This window comes from Streptomyces sp. NPDC048111 (genome assembly GCF_043202815.1).
Classification (GTDB): domain Bacteria; phylum Actinomycetota; class Actinomycetes; order Streptomycetales; family Streptomycetaceae; genus Streptomyces.
In genome coordinates this window covers 65734-86248 of the sequence record NZ_JBIDBD010000013.1, presented here as the reverse complement: position 1 = coordinate 86248, position 20515 = coordinate 65734, and the positions used below count along the sequence as shown (strand labels likewise).

The following is a 20515-nucleotide window of genomic DNA, read 5'->3' as shown; positions in this document are numbered from 1 at the left end:
GTTCGCGGCTCGGGGGGCGGGGGGGGGGGCGCGGACGGCGGGGGACGGCCTGCGGCGGCTGTTGTGCCGTCTTGTGCCGGGGCGCCGGGCCGTGTGGGGGCCGGCCGCCACGGTGTGCCCTGTGGTCAGCGGGTCGAGAACGCGTGGACGGTGGAGCTGCGGTACGTGGCTCCCGGCCGCAGCACCGTCGACGGGAACGCGAAGCCCCGGGTGCCGCCCCTGGCGACGGTCCACAGATCGACCGCGGAGCCGTCCGCCAGGGTGCCGAAGTGCCGCTTCGACGGGGTGCGCCCGGGCGAGGCCTCGGCGCCGGCGGTGCCGAGGGCCGTCGCGGCCAGTCCGGCCGCCGCGCCCGCCGCAAGTACCGTACGTCTGCTGCTGTTCATGAAGTGACTCCTCCGACGGGCCGGTTGACCAGAAACGTTGACCAGAGACGTTGACCAGAATCGGGGTGGAGCTCAGGAGCCGATTCTGCGCTTGTTGTAGACGTCGAAGCCGACCGCGGCGAGCAGCACCAGGCCCTTGATGACCTGCTGGTAGTCCGTGCCGACGCCCACCAGGGACATGCCGTTGTTGAGCACGCCGAGCACCAGTCCGCCGATGACGGCGCCGAACACCGTGCCCACGCCACCACTCATCGAGGCACCCCCGATGAAGGAGGCCGCGATGGCCTCCAGCTCGAAGTTGACGCCCGCGTTCGGAGTGCCGGCGTTCAGCCGGGCCGCGAAGACGACCCCGGCCAGAGCCGCGAGCACACCCATGTTCACGAAGACCCAGAACGTGACCCTCCTGTCCCTCACCCCGGACAGCCTGGCCGCCGCCCGGTTGCCGCCGAGCGCGTACACATGGCGCCCCACGACGGCGTTGCGCATCACGTAACCGAGGCCGATGAGCAGCGCCGCCAGCAGGAGCAGCACCACCGGGACGCCGCGGTAGCTGGCCAGTGTCATCGTGAAGGCGAGGACGGCGGCGGCCATCGCCGCGCACTTGGCGAGGAAGAGGCCCCGCGGCAGGACGTCGAGCTCGTACGCCCGCTGACGGCGCCGGGACCGCACTTCCTGGACCAGCACGACGGCTGTCAGGACGAGGCCCAACACCACCGTGGGATTGTGGTAGTTGGTGTCCGGACCGAAGTCCGGCAGGTAGCCCGTGGAGATCTTCTGGAAGCCCTCGGGGAACGGGCCGAGCGAGCGCGAGCCGAGGAGGATCTGGGTGCCGCCGCGAAACAGCAGCATGCCGGCCAGGGTGACGATGAACGACGGGATGCCGACGTAGGCGATCCAGAACCCCTGCCAGGCACCCGCGAGCGCCCCGATGACCAGGGCCGCCGCCAGGGCGAGCACCCAGGGCACCTGGTGCTCGACCATCATCACGGCGCACGCGGCCGACACGAAGGCGGCCAACGAGCCCACGGACAGATCGATGTGGCCCGCGATGATGACGATCATCATGCCGATCGCGAGGACCAGGATGTAGCTGTTCTGCAGCACCAGATTGGTGACGTTGTTCGGCTTGAGCAGCACCCCGCCGGTCCAGATCTGGAACAGCACGACGATCAGGCCGAGGGCGATCAGCATCCCGTACTGGCGCAGGTTGCGCCGGGCAGCGCCCAGCAGCAGCGCGGCGGCCGCGGGACGCGGAGACCCGGACGCCGGCCGGGCGCCGCGGGGGGTTTCGGTGGTGACCGGAGCCATGGCGCTACCTCTTGTCCGTGGTCATGTGGCGCATCAGCACTTCCTGCGTCGCCCCCTCCCGCGGAACCTCTCCGGTGAGCCGGCCCGCCGCCATCGTGTAGATGCGGTCGCACATGCCGACCAGTTCGGGGAGTTCCGAGGAGATGAGGACGACGGCCTTGCCCTGGGCCGCCAGTTGGTCGATGACGGTGTAGATCTCGTACTTGGCACCCACGTCGATGCCCCGGGTCGGCTCGTCGAGGATCAGCACGTCGGGACCCGCGAAAATCCACTTGCTGAGGACGACCTTCTGCTGGTTGCCGCCCGACAGCCGCCCTACCTGCTCGAAGACGGTGGGCGCCTTGATGTTCATGGACCGCCGGTAGGACTCCGCGACCCGCCGCTCCTCGTGCGCGTCGACGATGCCGCGCCGCGACACCCGGCCGAGCGCGGCCGTGCTGATGTTGCGGGCGATGGTGTCGATGAGGTTGAGGCCGTACTGCTTGCGGTCCTCGGTGACATAGGCGATGCCGTGGCCGACCGCCTCCGGGACGGTCCGCGTCCGGATCTCCCGGCCGTCCTTGCGCACGGAACCGCTGACGCCCCGCCCGTAGGAGCGGCCGAACACGCTCATCGCGAGCTCGGTGCGCCCCGCTCCCATCAGCCCCGCGAGGCCGACGATCTCGCCGCGGCGCACGTGCACGGACACGTCGTCCACCACCTTGCGCCGCTGGTCGACGGGGTGGTGCACCGACCAGTGGCGCACCTCAAAGGCCGGGTGCGCACCCGGGTCACCCGCGTACGGAGTGCGGTCGGGGAAGCGGTGGTCGAGGTCACGGCCCACCATCGCCCGGATGACGCGGTCCTCGGTCGTCGCCGGGTCCCGGACGTCGAGGGTCTCGATGGTGCGGCCGTCACGCAGGACGGTCACCCGGTCGGCGACGGCGGCGATCTCGTTGAGCTTGTGCGAGATGACGATCGAGGTGATGCCCTGTTCCTTCAACTCCCCTATGAGCGCCAGAAGATGAGCGCTGTCGTCGTCGTTGAGCGCGGCGGTCGGCTCATCGAGGATGAGCAGCCGCACCTTCTTGGACAGCGCCTTGGCGATCTCCACGAGCTGCTGCTTGCCGACGCCGATGTCCGCGACCCGGGTCTGCGGGTGTTCGGCGAGGCCCACCCGTTCCAGAAGCCGCGCCGCGTGCCGCAGCGTCTCGTGCCAGCTGATGATGCCGCGCGTGGCGTGCTCATTGCCGAGGAAGATGTTCTCGGCGATCGACAGGTGCGGAACGAGGGCGAGTTCCTGGTGGATGATGACGATTCCGCGCGCCTCGCTCGACCCGATGTCCCGAAAGGCGCAGCGCTCACCCTCGAAGAGGACGTCCCCCTCGTAACTGCCGTGCGGATGGACCCCGCTGAGCACCTTCATCAGGGTCGACTTGCCCGCCCCGTTCTCGCCGCAGATCGCGTGCACCTCGCCCGGCGCGACGGTGAGCGAGACACCGCCCAGCGCCCGTACGCCGGGGAACGTCTTGACGATGGAGCGCATCTCCAGGACGGGTGCGCACGACGCCTCACCGCTCGGGCCACTCACGTGAGGTCGCCCGCCTTGATGTAGCCCGAATCCACCAGCACCGAGCGGTAGTTGGACTTGTCGACACTGACCGGGTCGAGCAGGAAGGACGGCACGACCTTCTTCTCGTTGTCGTACGTCTTGGTGTCGTTGACCTGCGGGGCCCTGTGGTGGAGTACGGCGTCGGCCATCTGGACGGCCTGCCGGGCCAGCGCCCGCGTGTCCTTGTAGACCGTCTGGGTCTGGTTGCCCGCGATGATGGACTTGACCGACGCCACCTCCGCGTCCTGCCCGGTCACCACCGGGTACGGCTTGGCGGCGGTCCCGTAGCCCCCGGAGCGCAGCGCGGACAGGATGCCGATGGACATCCCGTCGTAGGGGGAGAGCACGGCGTCGACGCGGGTGGTGGAGTACGCCTTGGTCAGCAGGTCGTCCATGCGTTTTTGGGCGGTCGCGCCGTCCCAGCGCAGGGTGGTCACCTGGTTGAGGGCCGTCTGGCCGCTGCGCACCACCAGCTGCTTGCTGTCGAGATAGGGCTTGAGGGTTTTCAGGGCGCCCTGGAAGAAGTAGCGGGTGTTGTTGTCGTCCGGCGACCCGGCGAACAGCTCCAGGTTGAACGGCCCTTTCGTTCCGCCGCTCTTCAGGCCCAGCTTGTCGACGATGTACGTCGCCTGGAGCACCCCGACCTTCTCGTTGTCGAAGGAGGCGTAGTAGTCGACGTGGGGCGAGCCGAGGATGAGCCGGTCGTAGGAGATGACCTCGATGTGCTGATCGGCGGCCTGCTGGAGCACATCGCTCAGGGCCCGGCCGTCGATGGCCGCGACCACCAGGACGTCCACCCCCTTGGTGATCATGTTCTCGATCTGGGCGACCTGCTGGTCGACATTGTCCTCGCCGAACTGCAGGTCGGTCTTGTAGCCGAGGTCCTGGAACTGCTTGACCATGTTGGTGCCGTCGTTGATCCACCGCTCGGACGACTTGGTGGGCATCGCGATGCCGATGGTCGCCCCTTTGCCCCCCTTCGCGGAGTCCTTGCTGCCGCCCTCGCTGTTCTGTCCGCACGCGGCGAGGGCGAGGGCGAGCGATCCGGCGACGACGGTGAGTACTGCTCTGCGGGCACGGTGCATGGTCATCAGTCCTTGGCGGAGAAACGGTTGAGGGGGCCGGGCAGGCGCGAGCCGAGCGGGGACATGCCGCCGCCGGCGCCGTGCCGGTCGAGCAGGTCGAGCACGAGCCGGCCGCGCCGGACGCGCTCGCGCGCGGTGTCGAGCGCGACGTCCCGCAGGTGCGCGCCGTACGGGTAGATGCCGGGGGCCTTCGACAGGCCGAACTTGAGGTACAGCGGCGCGGCGCGGCGGATCAGCTCGGCGGCCTCGTACATCCGCACATAGCCGCCGAGGTCGTCCGGTGCCTCGATGTACAGATCGAGCGGCGCGCCCGAGACTCGGCGGATCTCGGTGAAGTGAGCGGCCGTCAGGTCGGACAGGACGTTGATCGAGTCGGCGCCGAGCCGTTCGTACACCGCGAATGAGGCCGGGTTGACCGGGCCGATGAGCGCGGAGACCTTCAGGGTGGTGTCCCCGGGCAGCAGGCCCTGTTCACGCAGCCGGTGCAGGGACCACAGCACGCCCTCGTCGGCCACGAGCAGACATCTGACGCCCAACTCCGTTGCCCGCAGCGCGTCTTCGACGCATCCGGCGAGCGCGTCGTGGCCCCGGGCCCGTAGGCCCGCGCCGCCCGAGGTGCTGCGGGTGGAGCCGCCCGTGTCCCAGGTGCCGCGCGGCCCGGTGAACAGGCAGAGCTCCACGTCACGGGCCGCGCAGGCGCCGGCCATGTCGGTGATCTCGGCGTCGGAGAGCATCCAGACGCCGCTGCCCTGACTGACCCGGTGCACGGGGACGTCGAGCCGCGCGGCCTCGTCGAGCACCGCGGCCAGGGCATCCGGACCCTCGACCGAGGGGATCTCGGTCCGCCAGCTGCCCCCGTCGGGGAAGGCGTGCGGGGAGGAGTCCGCCGGGTCGTCGGCGGGCGCGGCCAGGCCGAGCGCGGTGAGGGCCGATTCGCCGGGGCGCCGAGGTAGGGGGGAGGGGCGGGCGGCGGGTGGTGTGTCGGGCGGAGTGTCGATCATGGGCGGGTTCCTTGCGTGCGTGGGAAGGGGGGGACGGGGCGGGGCGCGCAGAGTCGTTCGACATACCGGACGTGGTTCGGGTTGGTGGGCGGCCCGAACGGCGCGGGCCGCCCGACGGGGGGCTCATGCCCTAGGGCCGCAGCAGGACCTTGCCCGTCTTCGGGTCGCCCCCGCCGACCAGGCGCAGCGCGTCGGCGTAGCGCTCCAGGGGGAACTCGTGGGTGATGAGCGCGGCCGGGTCGATCCGGCCGGCGGTGAACGCCCGCACCGCGTACGACCACGCCGAGGACGGGGCGCCGAAGATGCTGCGGACGGTGAGCTGGTTGAGGGACAGGTGCACGGGGTCGATGCCCTCCGCTCCCGGAGCGAACATCCCGGTGAGGACGACGCGCCCACCACGGCGGGCGAGCAGCGTCGCACCGGCCGCCGAGGAAGCAGCGCCGGCCGTCTCGACGACGAGGTCGAACCGGCCGCGCAGCGGGACGGACCGCTCGGGTGCGACGGCCCCGCTCGCCCCGAAGTGCCGTGCCAGCTCGGCCCGTTCGATGCGGGGGTCGATCACCGTCAGTTCGCTGGGGGAGCAGCCCGCGAGGAACTGGACGGCGAGCAGTCCCAAGGTGCCCGCGCCCACCACGGCGACGCGTTCGCCGGGCTCGGGCGCACCGGCCCGTACGGCGGCGGCCACCACCGCGGCCGGCTCCAGGAGCGCCGCGCCGCGCAGGTCCGCGCCGTCGGGCAGGGGGTGCAGGAGCCGGGCCGGCACCACTACGTGGTCGGCGAAGCCGCCGGGATCGGTGAACCCGGTCTCGGCGTAGGGGCCTTCGCACAGTGAGGTCTCACCGCATCGACAGCGTTCGCAGGTGCCGCAGGTCCGGAAGCCTTCGGCGACCGTCCCCCGGCCGATCAGAGCGGGGTCGACCCCGGCGCCCGCGGCCTCGATGGTGCCGGACCATTCGTGGCCGGGAGTGAGCGGATGGCGCACGTAGCGGGGGTCGCGGCGCCCCTCGTACACCTCGCGGTCGCTGAGGCAGATCCCCGCCGCCGCGACCCGCACCACGACCTCCCCGGGCCCCGGTTCCGGACGCTCGCCGACTGCCAGGTGATGGCTGCCCGGAGCGTCCACGACGACGGCTCGGCTGCTCATCCGCGCCGGCCCGACGGGGCGCGCTTCTCCCAGCCCTCGGCCCACAGGTCGAACCGCGCCTGCTGCTGCGGGAACGCGGCCGCCGCGTCCACGTCCAGTTCGACGCCGAGGCCGGGCGCGTCGGGCAGCTGGAAGTATCCGTCGATGACCTGCGGCGCGCCTTTGACGACCTGTTTGATGTCGGCGTCGGCGAAGTCGTTGAAGTGCTCCAGGACCTTGAAGTTCGGTGTGCAGCCCGCGACGTGCAGCGAGGCCGCGGTGAGCACCGAACCGCCCACGTTGTGCGGCGCCACCAGGGTGTAGTGCGTCTCGGCGGTCGCAGCGAGCTTCCTGGTCTCCAGGATGCCGCCGATGTGGCCGACGTCCGGCTGGATGATGTCGGCGGCCTGTGACTCGAAGAGTTCGCGGAACTCGATCCGGTCGTGGATGCGTTCGCCGGTGGCGAGGGGAACGTCCACCTTGTCCGCCACCTTCGTGAGCGCCTTGAGGTTCTCCGGCGGCACCGGCTCCTCCAGCCACGCCGGGTCGAACGGAGCCAGTTCGCGGGCCAGTCGGACGGCGGTGGCCGGCGAGAAACGGCCGTGCATCTCCAGCATCAGCTCGGTGTCGGGACCGATCGCGTCCCGGACCGCCTCGATCAACGACACCGCGTACAGGCTCTGTTGGCGGTCCAGCTCGAAGTGTCCGGTGCCGAACGGGTCGATCTTCAGGGCACGGTAGCCGCGCTCGACGACCGCGCGGGCGGCGGCGTGGTAGGCCTCGGGGGTGCGCTCGGTGGTGTACCAGCCGTTGGCGTACGCCTTGACGCGGTCGGTCAGCCGGCCGCCGAGCAGCTGCCACACCGGGACGCCGAGTGCCTTGCCCTTGATGTCCCAACAGGCCATCTCCACCACGGAGATGCCCGACATCACGATCTCGCCGGCCCGCCCGTAGTCGCCGTACTTCATGCGCCGCACGAGGTCCTCGATCGCGAACGGGTCCGATCCCGTGATGTGGTTGACCTCCGCCTCGCGAAGGTAGCCGAGCAGCGCGTCGGTGCGTCCCAGCATCCGGGTCTCGCCCACCCCGGTGAGGCCCTCATCGGTGTGGACCTGGACGTAGCTGAGATTGCGCCAGGGAGTTCCGACGACGTGAGTGCTGATTCCCGTGATTCGCAAGGCAGTTGCTCCCGGGTGTGCGGCTGTGGCGTTCGAAATTTCGTCACGCGTTCGAAATGCTGGCGTGACGGTAATGACGTACCGCCCGGGGTGTCAATGGGTCGCGCGGGGAAGGGCGTTGAGCCGGCGCGGCAGGGTCGCGGCCGCCGGGAGCACGGACCGGCCTCGGTAGGGTCCGGCGACGGCACGGACCCGTGACGACGACGCGCCGGGACTCCGCTGCGCCTGCGAGGGCTCAGGCAGGCGGGGGAGGGGTGAGGCGGGCGGCGAAGGTGATGATGTCGTCGTCCGGGTCCGCGCCGAAGGTGTCGAGCAGCAGGGTGCACAGGGCGTCGGGATCCGCGGGCCCGCCCGCCGCGGTGTCGGCCAGCAGGCGAAGGCGTTCGTCCAGCGGGTCGTGGCGGGTCTCGATGAGCCCGTCGGTGACCATGAGCAGTCTGCTGCCCGCCTCGATGTCGTACGCGGTCGCGGCGGGCTGGGGCAGACCGATGCCGAGGAGCGGACCGTGGGCGGTGAGATAGCGCGGGGCGGCCTCGGCCGTCAGGAGCAGCGGCGGAAGATGGCCGGCGTTCGCGATGTGCAGGCGCCGGTTGCCCGGCTCGATCAGCGCCAGGCAGACGGTGGCGGTCCATCCCGGCTGGTGCAGACGCAGCAGGTGGTCGAGGTGCTCCAGCAGGACGTGCGGAGGATGGTCCTGCGCCGCGTACGCGCGCAGGGCGTGACGCAGCGGGCCCATGACCATGGCGGCCTGCAGCGAGTGGCCGACGACGTCCCCGACCGCCAGCAGGAGACCGCGCGGGGTGCTCACGGCCTCGTAGAAGTCGCCGCCGATCTCGGCGGTGGTGGCGGCCGGCAGGTAACGCACGGCGAGTTCGGCGCCGTCGACCTGCGGCAGCGTGGCGGGCAGGAACGTGCGCTGGAGGGTCAGGGCGAGTTCGTGCTCCTGGCTGTAGCGCTCCACGACGTCGTTGTGCTCGACGGTGAGTTCCGCGTACATCGCCATCACACCGGCGTTGGTCTCGGTCAGTTCCTCGTTGAGGCGCTCCAGTTCGTCGCGCTGGGCGTGCGCCTCTTCGAGGGAGGCGATCAGGTCGCGGGTCTGGGCCCGCAGGTCGTCGATCGCGCTCGCGGGACTGGCCGACTCCAGCAGGGCGCGCAGCCGCTCCACGTCCAGGTCGCGGGCCGCGAGTTCGGGGATGGCGCAGACGATCTCGATGCGCCCGCCGGGCCGGGACGCCCCGGGCACCGCGGGGACGTAACGGATCTGCGGCAGCAGACGTGTGACCGCGGTCAGGGACTCGGGGCTGGGCGCGCGGTCGTCGTTCCACTTCAGGACGATCCGCAGGGCGGCGGGCTCCTGCTCCACGTGGAACAGGGCGGTCATCGCCGCGGGCCGCAGCAGGTCACGGCCCAGCTCGCTCACCGCGGTCGCCAGACGCACCTGGTCGCGGGCGTCGAGGCCGACGGCTCCGGTGAGCGTCTTGGCGTGCCGGCGCAGGGCGAACACGTCCTGCTCGGTCCTGAGCACGGTGGCCAGGACGGGGACGGAAGGGCGGCGGCGGGTGGCCGGCGTCCTCATCGCGCCGCCCTGGCGACCACCACGCTGGCGTCGTCGCGCCGCGTTCCGGCCTGCCGCAGCAGCGCGGCGGCGATCACGGCGGGCGGATGGTGCAGCAGGCCGGCCAGATCGGCCGCGCTCCAGCGCTCGCTCAACCCGTCGGAGTGCATGACGAGGACACCACCCGGCGCCAACTGGTTCTCGTAGGTGCGCAGTTGGCGTATCTGGTGGCCGACGATGCCGGGGTGGGACATCAGGGTGGTGCGCTGGGTCGGGGTCACCAGGGCGGCGGTGATGTTCCCGATGCCGCAGAGCAGCACCCGCCCGTCCGGTTCGAGGCGGGCGATGGCCACGGCGGCGCCGCGCGTACCCCGCAGCGACCGGTGCACCTCCTCCATCACCTGCTCCGGCGTGCGCCCGGCCGCGGTACGGAACGCCTGGACGGCGTTCTGCGCGGCCAAAGCGGCCAGCGGACCGTGACCCAGACCGTCGCAGGACATGACCAGAAGCCCCTCCCCCCGCCCCGGCAGCGCGGCGCGCACAGGCGTCGCCCGGCCACTGCGGTACGCCTGGACGCCGGGAGCGTCCACCCGGGCGGGGCGGTCCGGACGGACCACGGGGGAGCGGGGGCTGGTCAGCGCCGACCAGCTGGGGCGCGTCGGGGAGGCCGGGGTCCGGACCGTCGCCTCGTCGTCCTGCGGGGCGGTGGCCGTCGCGGGGGCGCGGTCGGTGCGCGCGGCCCAGGCGTCGCCGCAGGACTGTTCCCCGCTGATCGGGCGGGTGATGCCCTCCACGGCCGGCTCGGTGTGCGCCGTCGGCGCCGCCGGGTGCGGCCAGAAGCGGGCGAGCTGGATCGTGCCGGTGCCGGGCAGGGAGTGAATGGTGAAGCTGTCGGCGAGACGCTGGATCGCGCCGAGACCGATGCCCAGGGTGCCGCTGGTCGACATCCCGTCCCGCAGGGCGGCCGGGATGTCGGCCATGCCGGGCCCGCTGTCCACGGAGATCACTTCCACTCCGGCCAGCACGTCCTGCCCCGGTGCGGCGTGCGCGCGTACGACCCGCAGCAACAGCGAGCCGTCCACGGCGTGCTTGGTGGCATTGCCGGACAACTCCGCGACGGCCAGGACCAGTTGGGCCGTGCGCTGCTCGCCGAGGCCGATCCTGCGGCCCAGCGCGGCGGCAGCGCCGCGGGCGGCCTCGGGCTGGTCACGGAACCAGGCGACGTCCTCGCAGTCGACCAGTACCAGGGGCGCGGGCATCAACGGACCCATTTGGTGATGGTGACCGTGGTGCCCTCACCAGGAGTGGTGTCCAGGGCGAAGTCGTCGACCAGGCGCTTGGAGCCGGACAGGCCGAGCCCCATGCCGGTGCCCGACGTCCAGCCGTCGGTCAGCGCGAGATCCACGTCGGCTATGCCCGGACCGTGGTCGGTGAAGACCAGCCGCACGCCCCGCCGCCCGCGCTCCTCCACCACGCGGGCGGTCATGGTGCCTCCGCCGCCGTGGACGAGGGTGTTGCGGGCCAGTTCACTGGCGGCGGTGATGAGTTTGGTCTGCTCCACCAGGGAGAGCCGGCACTGCTGGGCCAGCGCCCGTACCTGCTGACGGGCCTGGACCACGCCGGCGGTGGTCGTGATCTCCAGTACCTCCGGGGTACGGGAGGCGCCGCTCATGCGTCGGCCGCGGGATCCGGCGCAGAGCCCTCGAAACTGTCCACGAGGTGGTCGCCCTCCAGCATGCGCAGACCCTTGTCCAGCGTCAGCGCGGTCCGCACGCCGCCGAGGGAGAGGCCCAGTTCGACCAGCGTGATGGCGACCGCGGGACGCATGCCCACCACCACGGTCTGCGCGTCGAGAAGACGGGACAGTGAGGCGATGGTGGCCAGCATGCGGCCCACGAACGAGTCGACGATCTCCACCGCGGTGATGTCGATGACCACCCCGTGCGCGCCGCAGTCCACCACGGCCGCGGCCAGGTCGTCCTGGAGCCGCAGCACGTCCTGGTCGTCCAGATCGGTCTGGATGGAAACCAGCAGGACCTGCCGGATCCTCAGGATGGGAACGCGTTCACTCACCGGGCACCGGCCTGCTGACCGGCACGGGAGATCGTGGTGCCCGAGCGGCGCAGCGCGTGGCGCAGGGCGTCGGCGAGCGTGGCCTTGGTGACGATGTCACCGAAGTCGATGCCCAGCGCGACGATGGTCTGGGCGATCTGCGGACGGATGCCGGAGATCGTGCACTCGGCGCCCATCAGCCGGGCCGCCACGACCGTCTTCAGGAGGTGCTGCGCGACCTCGGTGTCCACCGCCGGGACGCCGGTGATGTCGATGATGGCCTGCTCGGAACCGGTGTCGATGAGCGCCTGGAGCATCTTCTCCATGACCACCATGGTGCGCGCCGAGTCCAGCGTGCCCACGAGCGGGACGCCGACCACGCCGTCCCACAGCCGCACCACCGGGGTCGACAGCTCCATCAGCTGCTCGGCCTGCGCCGAGATCAGCTCCTCGCGCGTCCTCGTGTAGACCTCGATCGTGAACAGGCCGAGCGTGTCCAGGAGGCCCGCGAACTCCAGGTACGCCTCGACGTCGTTGTCCGCGCCGGTCAGGGAGGACTCCAGAACCTTCTTGAGCGCGAACACGCTCGCGGCGGTCTCGGTCGGGCTGAACCCCTGCAGCGCCCGGTTGCGGGACAGCTCGGTGAGCAGCGCCCGGACCTCGCCGAACGCCTCGTCGTGCCCGTCCAGGGTGTCCTGGCCGAGCGCGGCGACCAGCGCGGTGTAGATCTCCTGCAGTTCGCGCTCGACCTCGGCACGGGCCACCCGCCCGCCCAGCGAGCCGGCCACCGCGTCCGCCCACTCGGCACCGAGGTCCTCACCGCGGACGGTCAGGAGATCGATCAAGCGTTCCGGCACGTTCTTGCCGCCCATGGGGCCCCCTCCATCGTGGGGATCGGACGACCCCAGCCGAACTGTAAGCCATCCGAGTGGGGTGGCAGTGCCTCACGCCCCTGCGCCGGGGTCGCGCGACCGGGGCCCACACGCGCACACGCCCCGGGTGGCCCGCCCGGGGCGTACGCTCTCCCGACCCCCACCCCGACCCCGGCCTGTACGCCGCCGCCGCACCACTCCCCGGGACGGGCTCGGCGGACCGGCCCAGGCACCCGCGCTCAGGCAAGAGCCTCGCCGACAGTGGGGAAGCACGCGATGACGGTGTCGATGCCCACGATGCCGATGGTGCGCATCACGGCCTCGCCGCCCGCGGCCAGACGCAGCCACCCGCCGGCCCCGCTCAGTGCGAGGTGGGCCGAGATGAAGAGGTTGATGCCGCTCGAATCCATGAAGGTGACCCGGCTCAGATCGACCACGACGCGCGGACACGCGGCGTCGGGAGCGGTCAGGGCCGCGCCGAGTGCTTCGCCACTCTGGTGGTCGATCTCCCCGTCGAGCGCCACGACCCGGATTCCGTCGCTCACCGTGGTGATCGCGACCGACAACTGATCCGCCCACCCGGCATGTTCAGCGCTCGTCGTCTGTCCCTCACTCATGCCATGATCATGGCATACGCCTCCGATCGCCTGCGGTCCCCGAAAGGGCCGGGAGACGCCGAGGGGGCCCGGTGCGGTAGAAAGGGCGGGGGCGCGACCAGCGGCAGCGCTGGTGCGCGGGGGTGATCGGTGGGGAACGAGGGGGCCGTGATGGAGCCAGACCCGGGGGCGGAAGACGCCGCACCGCCAGGCGGGCCGGCCACACGGACCAGCGTCGTCCTGGCCGGCGGCGGCACGGACATCGCCCGGGCACGCCATGTCGCGGCGGGGTTCCTCACACAGATGCGGGCCGACCACGGCCTGGCCGTCTCGCAGCGCGCCGTGGACCTGACCCAGCTGGTCGTCAGCGAGCTGGTCACCAACGCCCGCAAATACGCTCCCGGCCCCGCGCGGCTTGAGCTGCGCATCATCGACGGCACGGTCGAAGTCGTGGTGTGGGACTCCGACCCGGTCCTCCCGGTGGCCCGGGCCGCGGACGTCGGCCGCGTCGGCCAGCACGGCCTGGAGATCGTCATGGCGGTCGCGCGGGACTTCGCAGCGAGAAGCGAACCGGACGGCAAACGCATCACCGCCCGCATCGCCCTGACCGACGACCCCGACGGGGCTGTTTCGCCGTGCCGGGTTGTGTGAGGCCCCGCAACTCCGTTGTCGCGTCGATTAGTTGGTGGCCGCGCTCGATCCGGGCTTGATCGGGCAGCGGCTCCTTCGACGGCGACGGCGATGGCGATGGCGATGGCGACGACGCTCAGGCCGAGCGGCCGTTCGACGAGAAGTGCTGGTAGTCCGGCGGGTTCCAGCGGCCGCCCCATTGCCAGCCGACCGCGCGCATCGCCCTGCTGATCGTGTCCCCGGGGCGGATCATGCCCTTCTCCTGCCGCGACCGGTCCAGGAACGCGGCTCCCGCCGGGGGATAGACCGTGCCGTTCACGTCGACGTACGGGTTCTCCAGGGTGTTGATGTCCACCGCGTCCCCGTACGAGTGCTGCGACACCTCGGACGGATCGCCGGTCACCTGGCGGCAGTTGAACGCGGAGGTGTTGTCGGCGGCCATCGCCGCCTCGTCGTTGCCGTCGAACTCGGCCATCACCCGCATCTGGCGAATGGGGAACCTGGCTTCCAGCGCCTGTCCGAAGACCTGGAGCAGCGGTCCCACCGCCCGCTCCCGCACCACGAGTTCACCTCGGTGCACCTGGTCGTCGAAACCCCAGTGGTTCAACTGCACCAGCCGGAGCCCGGACGCGGGGACGGGACAGCCCGGGTGCCAGCTCAGGCCCAGCTTCTCGGGCGGGACGGCGGTGACGACGGCGTCGAGCGCATCGACGGCCCCGCCCGGCGCCCCGGCGACAGGGCCCGGCGGGCGGGCCGCGGCGTCGGGGGCGGGGAGTCCGCACAGAGGCAGGGCGCACAGCGCGAGCGTGGCGGCGGCGGTACGGGGGCGCATCGTGATCACTGGACAGGCATAGCGCGTCCAGTGTGAGTGAGGGTGTTTGTGCTCGGGGGTGGGGGCATTCGGGGAGAGAATTCCCCCGAATGCGGGGATCGGTTCCGCCCTCGGGACGGGTCGCCGCGTCGCCGGACCGGCTCAGGGTGCCCCCGGCTCGGAGCGGCGGCCCCGTCCCCGGGTGTCCCCGGCTCGGAGTGGCTCCGACCCCGGTGCCTCGGCTCGGAGTGGCCCCGACCTCGGTGCCCCGCCCGCCCTGGCGGCGTCCCGCAAGGCGCCCGCATCGCGCCTACTTCCCCTGACGCTCCCAGCGCCGGAGCCCGGCGGGCCCACGCCCCCTCCTGCCTAGTCAGGTACCACCCACGTGTGCCTCAACTCCCGCTCCATTAGGGCGCATTGACGCCACCCGCCCCGTCGGCTCCTTGAAGCTCCGCAGTCGCGCCGACCATGCTCCCGCCGTATGAGAGCGCTCTCAAAAACGGAGGGCGCCACTACGGGAACGAGGTGTCGGCATATGAAGTTCGGGAGATGGGGCGGGGTCGTGGCCGCCGCGGTGGTGGGCGTCGCGTTCGGGGCCGGTACGGCGCACGCCGACATACCCATCGGCCAGTCGATGTCCGGCAAGGCCACGTACTACAACGACAAGGGGTACGGCGCCTGCGGCACCCCCATCGACGCGTCGAGCCAGGACCTCGTCGCCGTGTCCCCGGCTTGGTGGACCACCGCGAATCCCAACAACGACCCCTTGTGCAGAGGCATTTCGGTACAGGTCACCTACCGCGGCAAGACGATCAAGGTGCCCGTACGGGACAAGTGCCTCTCCTGCGCCTCGACGCACATCGACCTCAGCCAGACCGCGTTCCGCAAGTTCGCGGCGCTGGACGTCGGCGTCATCGACGGGATCACCTGGAAGTTCGTGAAGTAGACCGGGGCCGCCGCCCGGGGCGGCCCCGGCCGGCGGCGTCCTGAATGCCGCGGGGTGGGCCATCGGTTGCTCCGCGCCCGGGAGCGTGGTCACCGTGGCGCGCGCGGTCACGGTGGCGGCGGCGAGGCCTGCCCTGCTGGGGGCGGGGGATCGGCGGGCAGGGGGGCGGCGCGGGCGATGTGGGTCAGATCGGTGAGCAGCGAGCCCAGCCAGGATTCGGTGGCGTAGTACAGCCGTGGCGCGTCGGGCGGTTCCGTGGCGAGCTCGGCGAGCCCCGGGTCCAGGGGCCGCAGGGTCGCGGCGGGTGTGTCGTCCCCGGGGTCGAGGGCCGCGGAGGCGAGCAGCATCCGGCCCGCCACCCGCTCGCCCAGCGCTCCGAGCGAGGCGGACGCCACCGGGCCGAGCCGGGGCTGCGGCGGTTCGAGCAGCCGGGCCGAACCCCACAGGGCGTGGTGCCCGGCGATCAGAGCGGCCTGCCAGTCGACCCGGCGCGGCGCCGCTCCTCGGGCCGCGCCCCCGAAGGGCGTGGGCTCGCTCTGGTACTGCGCGTAGGCGGACTCCGCGAGGATGACCGCGTGCTGGAGCGAGTGGTGGCCCGGTACGGCGGGCAGGGAACGGCCCGCCGCGTCGTCGGTCGCGCGGGCGTCGGCGACGGCGGCCGCGGTGGCCACCGCGGTCTCGGCCGCCCGGCGCAGGAGCCCGGCGGCGGTGCGGCGCAACTCGTCGTGGGCGCCGCGCGGCCAGGCCAGCAGTCCGAAGACGGTTCCGACGGCGCTGCCGATGAGCACGTCCAGCATTCTGACCTCGGCCAAGTGCCAAGTGGGTGGAGCGAGTTGGGCGAAGACGAGCGCCACGAGGACGGTGAAGAGCCCCTGCGCCCAGCCGACGCCCTTGACCGGCCCGACGGTGAAGGCGAACAGCATCCACAGCGGCAGCAGCGCCGCGTACCAGCCGGTGCCGGCGCCCAGCAGGATCAGCACCGCGGCCGTCACCAGTGCCCCGACGAAGGTCCCGGTGAGCGCGGTGCGCACGGTGCTCCAGGTCTCGTCCACGGTCGTACGGGTGAGGGTCAGCGTGGCCAGCATCGCCCAGAATCCGTGGGGCAGCGTGTCGATCCCGGCCACGAGCCGGGCGGCCGTCAGGGCCAGGGCCAGGCGCACCGCGTTCTGGAAGAACACCGAACGCTGCCCGGTGTGGCCCCGGATGCGGTGCCACCACAGGGTGGGGCCGGTCAGCGACGCGTACCAGAAGCGGCCCGGCGCCACCGTGATCGAGCCGTGCCGTCCGTGCGTGGCCAGGTCGGCCGCCGTGCCGAGGGCGAGGGCCGCGTCGGCGATCTCCAGGGCGGCGGCGTGCCGGCGCAGCACGCCGGGGGAGAACCGCGGGTGGTCGGACCGGGCCTTTGCCGGGGCGGGCGGTTCGGCGGACAGGGCCGACAGACGTGCGCGGACCGCGGTGAGGCGGGCGTGCGGCCCAAGCGGTGAGGGGCCGCCGAGCAGACAGGTGTACGTGGCCCTCGCCAGGTCTGCCACTGCCACCAGTACGGCGGTGACCTGGGGCTGCGGGGGCGTTCGCGGGTCAGCGGGCAGCAGCGCGAGCCGGCTGAGCAGGGTGCGGGTGGCGAGTCCGGTGTGGGCGAGGGCGCGGTCGCGCACCGAGGGGCCCGCGGGCCGTTCGGCCTCCGGAACGGCCAGCGGACGCAACTCCTGGCCGGCCCCCTGTGCCGCACGGAGGCCGCCGGCGGTCAGGGCGTACGGAGGCGTGCTGAGCAGGTGCGCGGTGCGGGCGGCGGTCAGGGCGGCACGGGCGGCCCGCTCCCGGTACGACGGTGGCGCGGGCTCGGGAAGGACCAGCGTCTCGACGGCGATGAACAGCAGCAGCCCGGCCGTCGCACCGATCAGCCGCTCGGGGAGCGAGCCGGGGTCGTACGGGGGGAAGGACGGCAGGATGTAGAGCAGTTGCAGACCGGGTGCGGCTCCCGCCGGCCGCGGTCCGCCGACGGCGGCGAAGGCCAGGGCGAAGCCGATCAGCAGCATGCCGGTGACCGCGCACCACGTGCGGACCGACAAAAAGGTGCCCGCCACCACGAGCAACCAGCACACCGGCAGCGCCCTGGCGACGGTCGCCGCACGCTGGCGCCCGGTGCCGGGGATGCGGGACAGGCCGCCCACGGCGACGGCGGCGAACAGGGCATAGGTCGCGGCGACGGGTTGGCCGAGGCCGTACCGGAAGACGTAGAACCCGGCTGCGGCGGCCAGCGTCACGCGTACGGCCCGGCGGCCCGCGGCGACATAGGGCGCCGGTACCCGACGGGCGGGGAGACCCCACACCCTTCCAGAATCACTCACCGCCCCGGGCCCGGCACCTTGTCGCAGGACCGGGCGGCCCGGCCCGGGACGGTGTGCGCAGACACGGCGCGCGGGCTCCGTCGCGCCGCGCGGCCGGTTGCCGCGGGTGGCGTGTTTTGATGCCCGCATGGAGACGTGGCCTGGTCGTCCTTATCCGCTCGGTGCCGTTCACGACGGCGCCGGAACCAATTTCGCCCTCTTCTCCGAAGTGGCCGAACGGGTGGAACTCTGCCTGTTCGACGACGCGGGGGACGAGCGGCGGCTGCCGCTCACCGATGCCGACGGCTCGGTGTGGCACGCCTACGTACCGGGTGTGGGGCCCGGGCAGCGCTACGGCTACCGGGTGCACGGGCCGTACCGGCCCTCCGAGGGGCTGCGCTGCGATCCCGCGAAGCTGCTGCTCGATCCGTACGCCACCGCCGTGGACGGACAACTGGACGGCGACCCCTCGCTGCTCACCACCGACCCCGAGCACCCCGACACGCCCAACGGCCTCGACAGCGCCGGGCACGGGATGTTCGGAGTCGTGACGGACCGGAGCTTCGACTGGGAGGGGGACCGCCGGCCGGCCCACCCCTACCACGAGTCGGTGATCTACGAAGCGCACGTACGCGGCCTGACGATGCGTCACCCCAGCGTGCCGGACGAACTCCGCGGTACTTACGCGGGGTTGGCGCATCCCGAGGTGATCGACCATCTCAAGGAGCTGGGCGTCACTGCCGTCGAGCTGATGCCGGTGCACCAGTTCACGCAGGACGGCTTCCTCGTGTCGCGCGGTCTGTCGAACTACTGGGGCTACAACACCATCGGCTTCTTCGCACCGCACAACGGCTTCTCCTCCGGTGGGACCCGGGGAGAGCAGGTCGTCGAGTTCAAGCAGATGGTGCGGGCCCTGCACGCCGCCGGGATCGAGGTCATCCTGGACGTGGTCTTCAACCACACGGCTGAGGGCAACGACCAGGGGCCCACCCTGTCGTTCCGGGGCATCGACAACGCCTCCTACTACCGCCTCGTCGACGACGACCCGGCGCACTACTTCGACACCACCGGCACCGGCAACTCCCTGCTGATGCGGCACCCGAACGTGCTGCAGCTCATCATGGACTCGCTGCGGTACTGGGTGACGGAGATGCGCGTCGACGGGTTCCGCTTCGACCTCGCGGCGACCCTGGCACGGCAGTTCCACGAGGTGGACCGGCTGTCGGCCTTCTTCGACCTGGTCCAGCAGGATCCGGTGGTCAGCCAGGTCAAGCTGATCGCCGAGCCCTGGGACATCGGGGACGGCGGCTATCAGGTCGGCAACTTCCCCGCTCTGTGGTCGGAGTGGAACGGCCACTACCGGGACACCGTGCGCGGGTTCTGGCGCGGCGAGGACGACACCCTGGCCGACTTCGCGTCCCGGCTCACCGGCTCGTCCGACCTCTACCAGCACGACCGGCGGCGGCCCCGGGCAGGCGTCAACTTCGTGGTGGCCCACGACGGCTTCACCCTGCGCGACCTCGTCTCGTACGACGGCAAGCACAACGAGGCCAACGGCGAGGACAACCAGGACGGCGCCGACGACAACCGCTCGTGGAACTGCGGGGTCGAGGGCGAGACCGACGACCCCGCGGTACGGGAGCTGCGCTTGCGCCAGCAGCGCAACATGCTGGCCACCCTCATGGTCTCCCAGGGCGTGCCGATGCTGGCCCACGGCGATGAGATGGGGCGTACCCAGGGCGGCAACAACAACGCCTACTGCCAGGACAACGAGGTGTCCTGGGTGGACTGGGACCTCGACGACGAACGCCGGGGGCTGCTCGACTTCACGCGGCGCGCGGTCGCCCTGCGCCACGCCCACCCGGGGCTGCGCCGCCGGCACTTCCCCGTCGGTACGACCGCGGGCACCCCGCCCGAGCGCGCCGAGGTGGTGTGGCTGCGGCCCGACGCGTGCGAGATGGCGGACGAGGACTGGAAGCGGGGCGACGCGCACGCCCTGGCCGTGTACCTGTGCGCCGACGCGCCCATGGAGCGCGACGCGCGGGGGCGGCCGGTCACCGACGACACGTTCCTGCTGATGTTCAACAGCCATCGCGACCCGGTCGACTTCCGCCTGCCCCCGGCGGCGTTCGGCGACGAGTGGCACCTCATGCTGGACAGCGCCGATCCGTCGACGGACGCGGAATCGGTGACGCTCGGCGCGGAGGCCGAATTCACCATGGAGGCCCACAGCATGAGGGTGCTGCGACGCGACCGCAGGGACTGACCACCCCGGCGCGCCCGGCGCTGCGCATCCTCCGCCTCCTCACGGACGGCGCCCCGTCCTGCCGCGCGCGTCCGGGCCGGGCGGGCCCGCGCGGTGTCGCGGACCGGCCTTCGGTGCGGTATGCAGGCGGGATGGATCGCGAACGGCTCACCTTCGACGGATGGATCGCTGCTGTGGGGACGGGCTCGGGCACCCGGGTCGTGGTGGGTCACTGGCCCCGGTCCCCGTTCGGCCCGTTCGCCGACGTGATGCTGGAGCGCGCCGACGGCCGGCGGACGCTGCTGGCGCCGACCGCCGCGACCGCCGCGTACGTGTCGTCGGTCTACCACTTCGACGAGGTCCGCACCGTTGACGTGGCGGTACGCGTGCGCGACGGCGTGTGGCACGTCGCGGCGGGCCCCTTGGACCTGCGGTTCACCGTAGGGCGCCGGGGCGCTCTGGGACTTGCCCTGCGGGCGGTTCCCCGGCCGCTGGCCAGGATGCCGCTGTGGGCCGCCGTGTCGGACGCGCCCGCCCGCTTGATGGCGGGGGTCCGCACCCGGGGGAGCTCACGCCCGGGGTGCCGCCAGTGGTACGCGGCCGGTGACCTGGTGCCGATCAGCACCGCCCGCGTCCGGCTCGACGGCGACGACCTCGGCCCGCTCGCCCCCGTCTCCCCGCCCGTGCGCTTCGGTTTCGGCTCGGCCCCGGCCGCCCCCGCACTGGTCCGGGTCTTCTCGACGGTGGAGCGCAGGGGCGTGACCGACGGGACGCCCGTGCCCTGACCGCGGGGGTGACCTGCGGGG

General features: G+C 72.1%; 19 protein-coding genes. 4 read left to right on the top strand and 15 right to left on the bottom strand.

Translation table 11 applies throughout. From position 1 onward, the window contains the following. Window positions 1-125: 125 nt before the first annotated feature. The 13 genes from ACGF3I_RS21325 to ACGF3I_RS21265 form a co-directional block, all read right to left on the bottom strand. Window positions 126-386, bottom strand: a complete 261-nt coding sequence (locus ACGF3I_RS21325) for a hypothetical protein (protein ID WP_393134278.1) — start codon at window positions 384-386, stop codon at window positions 126-128. Window positions 387-458: 72 nt separating this feature from the next. Then, window positions 459-1694 carry a multiple monosaccharide ABC transporter permease gene (gene mmsB, locus ACGF3I_RS21320; RefSeq protein ID WP_393134276.1) on the bottom strand — a complete coding sequence of 412 codons (1236 nt, stop codon included), beginning with the start codon at window positions 1692-1694 and terminating at the stop codon, window positions 459-461. Between the two features lie 4 nt (window positions 1695-1698). Then, window positions 1699-3219, bottom strand: coding sequence for a multiple monosaccharide ABC transporter ATP-binding protein (gene mmsA, locus ACGF3I_RS21315; protein WP_393134456.1), 1521 nt, complete (start codon window positions 3217-3219; stop codon window positions 1699-1701). 41 nt (window positions 3220-3260) lie between these two features. Then, window positions 3261-4370 carry a multiple monosaccharide ABC transporter substrate-binding protein gene (chvE, locus tag ACGF3I_RS21310; protein ID WP_393134454.1) on the bottom strand — a complete coding sequence of 370 codons (1110 nt, stop codon included), beginning with the start codon at window positions 4368-4370 and terminating at the stop codon, window positions 3261-3263. 5 nt (window positions 4371-4375) lie between these two features. Next, window positions 4376-5371 (bottom strand): hypothetical protein, encoded by a 996-nt coding sequence (locus ACGF3I_RS21305; protein ID WP_393134274.1) that lies wholly within the window; start codon window positions 5369-5371, stop codon window positions 4376-4378. 130 nt (window positions 5372-5501) lie between these two features. Beyond that, on the bottom strand, window positions 5502-6515 hold the full coding sequence (locus ACGF3I_RS21300) for a zinc-binding dehydrogenase (RefSeq protein WP_393134272.1): 1014 nt from the start codon (window positions 6513-6515) through the stop codon (window positions 5502-5504). Further along, entirely contained in the window at window positions 6512-7672 is a 1161-nt protein-coding gene (locus tag ACGF3I_RS21295; RefSeq protein ID WP_393134270.1) for a mandelate racemase/muconate lactonizing enzyme family protein, read from the bottom strand. The genes ACGF3I_RS21300 and ACGF3I_RS21295 overlap by 4 nt, the downstream gene beginning before the upstream one ends. Window positions 7673-7907: 235 nt before the next feature. Continuing rightward, window positions 7908-9251, bottom strand: a complete 1344-nt coding sequence (locus tag ACGF3I_RS21290) for a PP2C family protein-serine/threonine phosphatase (RefSeq protein WP_393134268.1) — start codon at window positions 9249-9251, stop codon at window positions 7908-7910. Further along, a complete protein-coding gene (locus ACGF3I_RS21285; protein ID WP_393134266.1) occupies window positions 9248-10501 on the bottom strand; it encodes a SpoIIE family protein phosphatase in 1254 nt (417 codons plus the stop codon). The genes ACGF3I_RS21290 and ACGF3I_RS21285 overlap by 4 nt, the downstream gene beginning before the upstream one ends. Next, window positions 10489-10902: an anti-sigma regulatory factor gene (locus ACGF3I_RS21280; protein WP_393134264.1), complete on the bottom strand. Its 414-nt coding sequence runs from the start codon at window positions 10900-10902 to the stop codon at window positions 10489-10491. Before ACGF3I_RS21280 ends, ACGF3I_RS21285 begins: the two co-directional genes overlap by 13 nt. Continuing rightward, complete coding sequence (locus ACGF3I_RS21275; RefSeq protein WP_393134262.1) at window positions 10899-11303, bottom strand: STAS domain-containing protein; 405 nt, start codon at window positions 11301-11303, stop codon at window positions 10899-10901. Before ACGF3I_RS21275 ends, ACGF3I_RS21280 begins: the two co-directional genes overlap by 4 nt. After that, a complete protein-coding gene (locus ACGF3I_RS21270; protein WP_393134260.1) occupies window positions 11300-12154 on the bottom strand; it encodes an STAS domain-containing protein in 855 nt (284 codons plus the stop codon). The genes ACGF3I_RS21275 and ACGF3I_RS21270 overlap by 4 nt, the downstream gene beginning before the upstream one ends. Before the next feature lie 239 nt (window positions 12155-12393). Then, window positions 12394-12771, bottom strand: coding sequence for an STAS domain-containing protein (locus ACGF3I_RS21265; protein WP_393134259.1), 378 nt, complete (start codon window positions 12769-12771; stop codon window positions 12394-12396). Window positions 12772-12921: 150 nt separating this feature from the next. On the opposite strand from ACGF3I_RS21265, the gene ACGF3I_RS21260 reads away from it, so the two are divergent. Beyond that, window positions 12922-13401 (top strand): ATP-binding protein, encoded by a 480-nt coding sequence (locus tag ACGF3I_RS21260; protein WP_393134257.1) that lies wholly within the window; start codon window positions 12922-12924, stop codon window positions 13399-13401. A 115-nt stretch (window positions 13402-13516) separates the two neighbouring features. Here ACGF3I_RS21260 and ACGF3I_RS21255 read toward each other — a convergent pair whose 3' ends face one another. Further along, window positions 13517-14212 carry a M15 family metallopeptidase gene (locus tag ACGF3I_RS21255; protein ID WP_393134255.1) on the bottom strand — a complete coding sequence of 232 codons (696 nt, stop codon included), beginning with the start codon at window positions 14210-14212 and terminating at the stop codon, window positions 13517-13519. Between the two features lie 514 nt (window positions 14213-14726). On the opposite strand from ACGF3I_RS21255, the gene ACGF3I_RS21250 reads away from it, so the two are divergent. After that, a complete protein-coding gene (locus ACGF3I_RS21250; RefSeq protein ID WP_393134253.1) occupies window positions 14727-15137 on the top strand; it encodes a cysteine/serine endopeptidase inhibitor in 411 nt (136 codons plus the stop codon). 107 nt (window positions 15138-15244) lie between these two features. Here ACGF3I_RS21250 and ACGF3I_RS21245 read toward each other — a convergent pair whose 3' ends face one another. Then, window positions 15245-17485, bottom strand: a complete 2241-nt coding sequence (locus ACGF3I_RS21245; protein WP_393134251.1) for an FUSC family protein — start codon at window positions 17483-17485, stop codon at window positions 15245-15247. Window positions 17486-17612: 127 nt separating this feature from the next. Here ACGF3I_RS21245 and glgX point away from each other — a divergent pair, with 127 nt between their 5' ends. Further along, window positions 17613-19730, top strand: a complete 2118-nt coding sequence (glgX, locus tag ACGF3I_RS21240; RefSeq protein ID WP_393134249.1) for a glycogen debranching protein GlgX — start codon at window positions 17613-17615, stop codon at window positions 19728-19730. A 131-nt stretch (window positions 19731-19861) separates the two neighbouring features. Further along, window positions 19862-20494 (top strand): hypothetical protein, encoded by a 633-nt coding sequence (locus tag ACGF3I_RS21235; protein WP_393134247.1) that lies wholly within the window; start codon window positions 19862-19864, stop codon window positions 20492-20494. The last annotated feature ends 21 nt before the right edge of the window (window positions 20495-20515 follow it).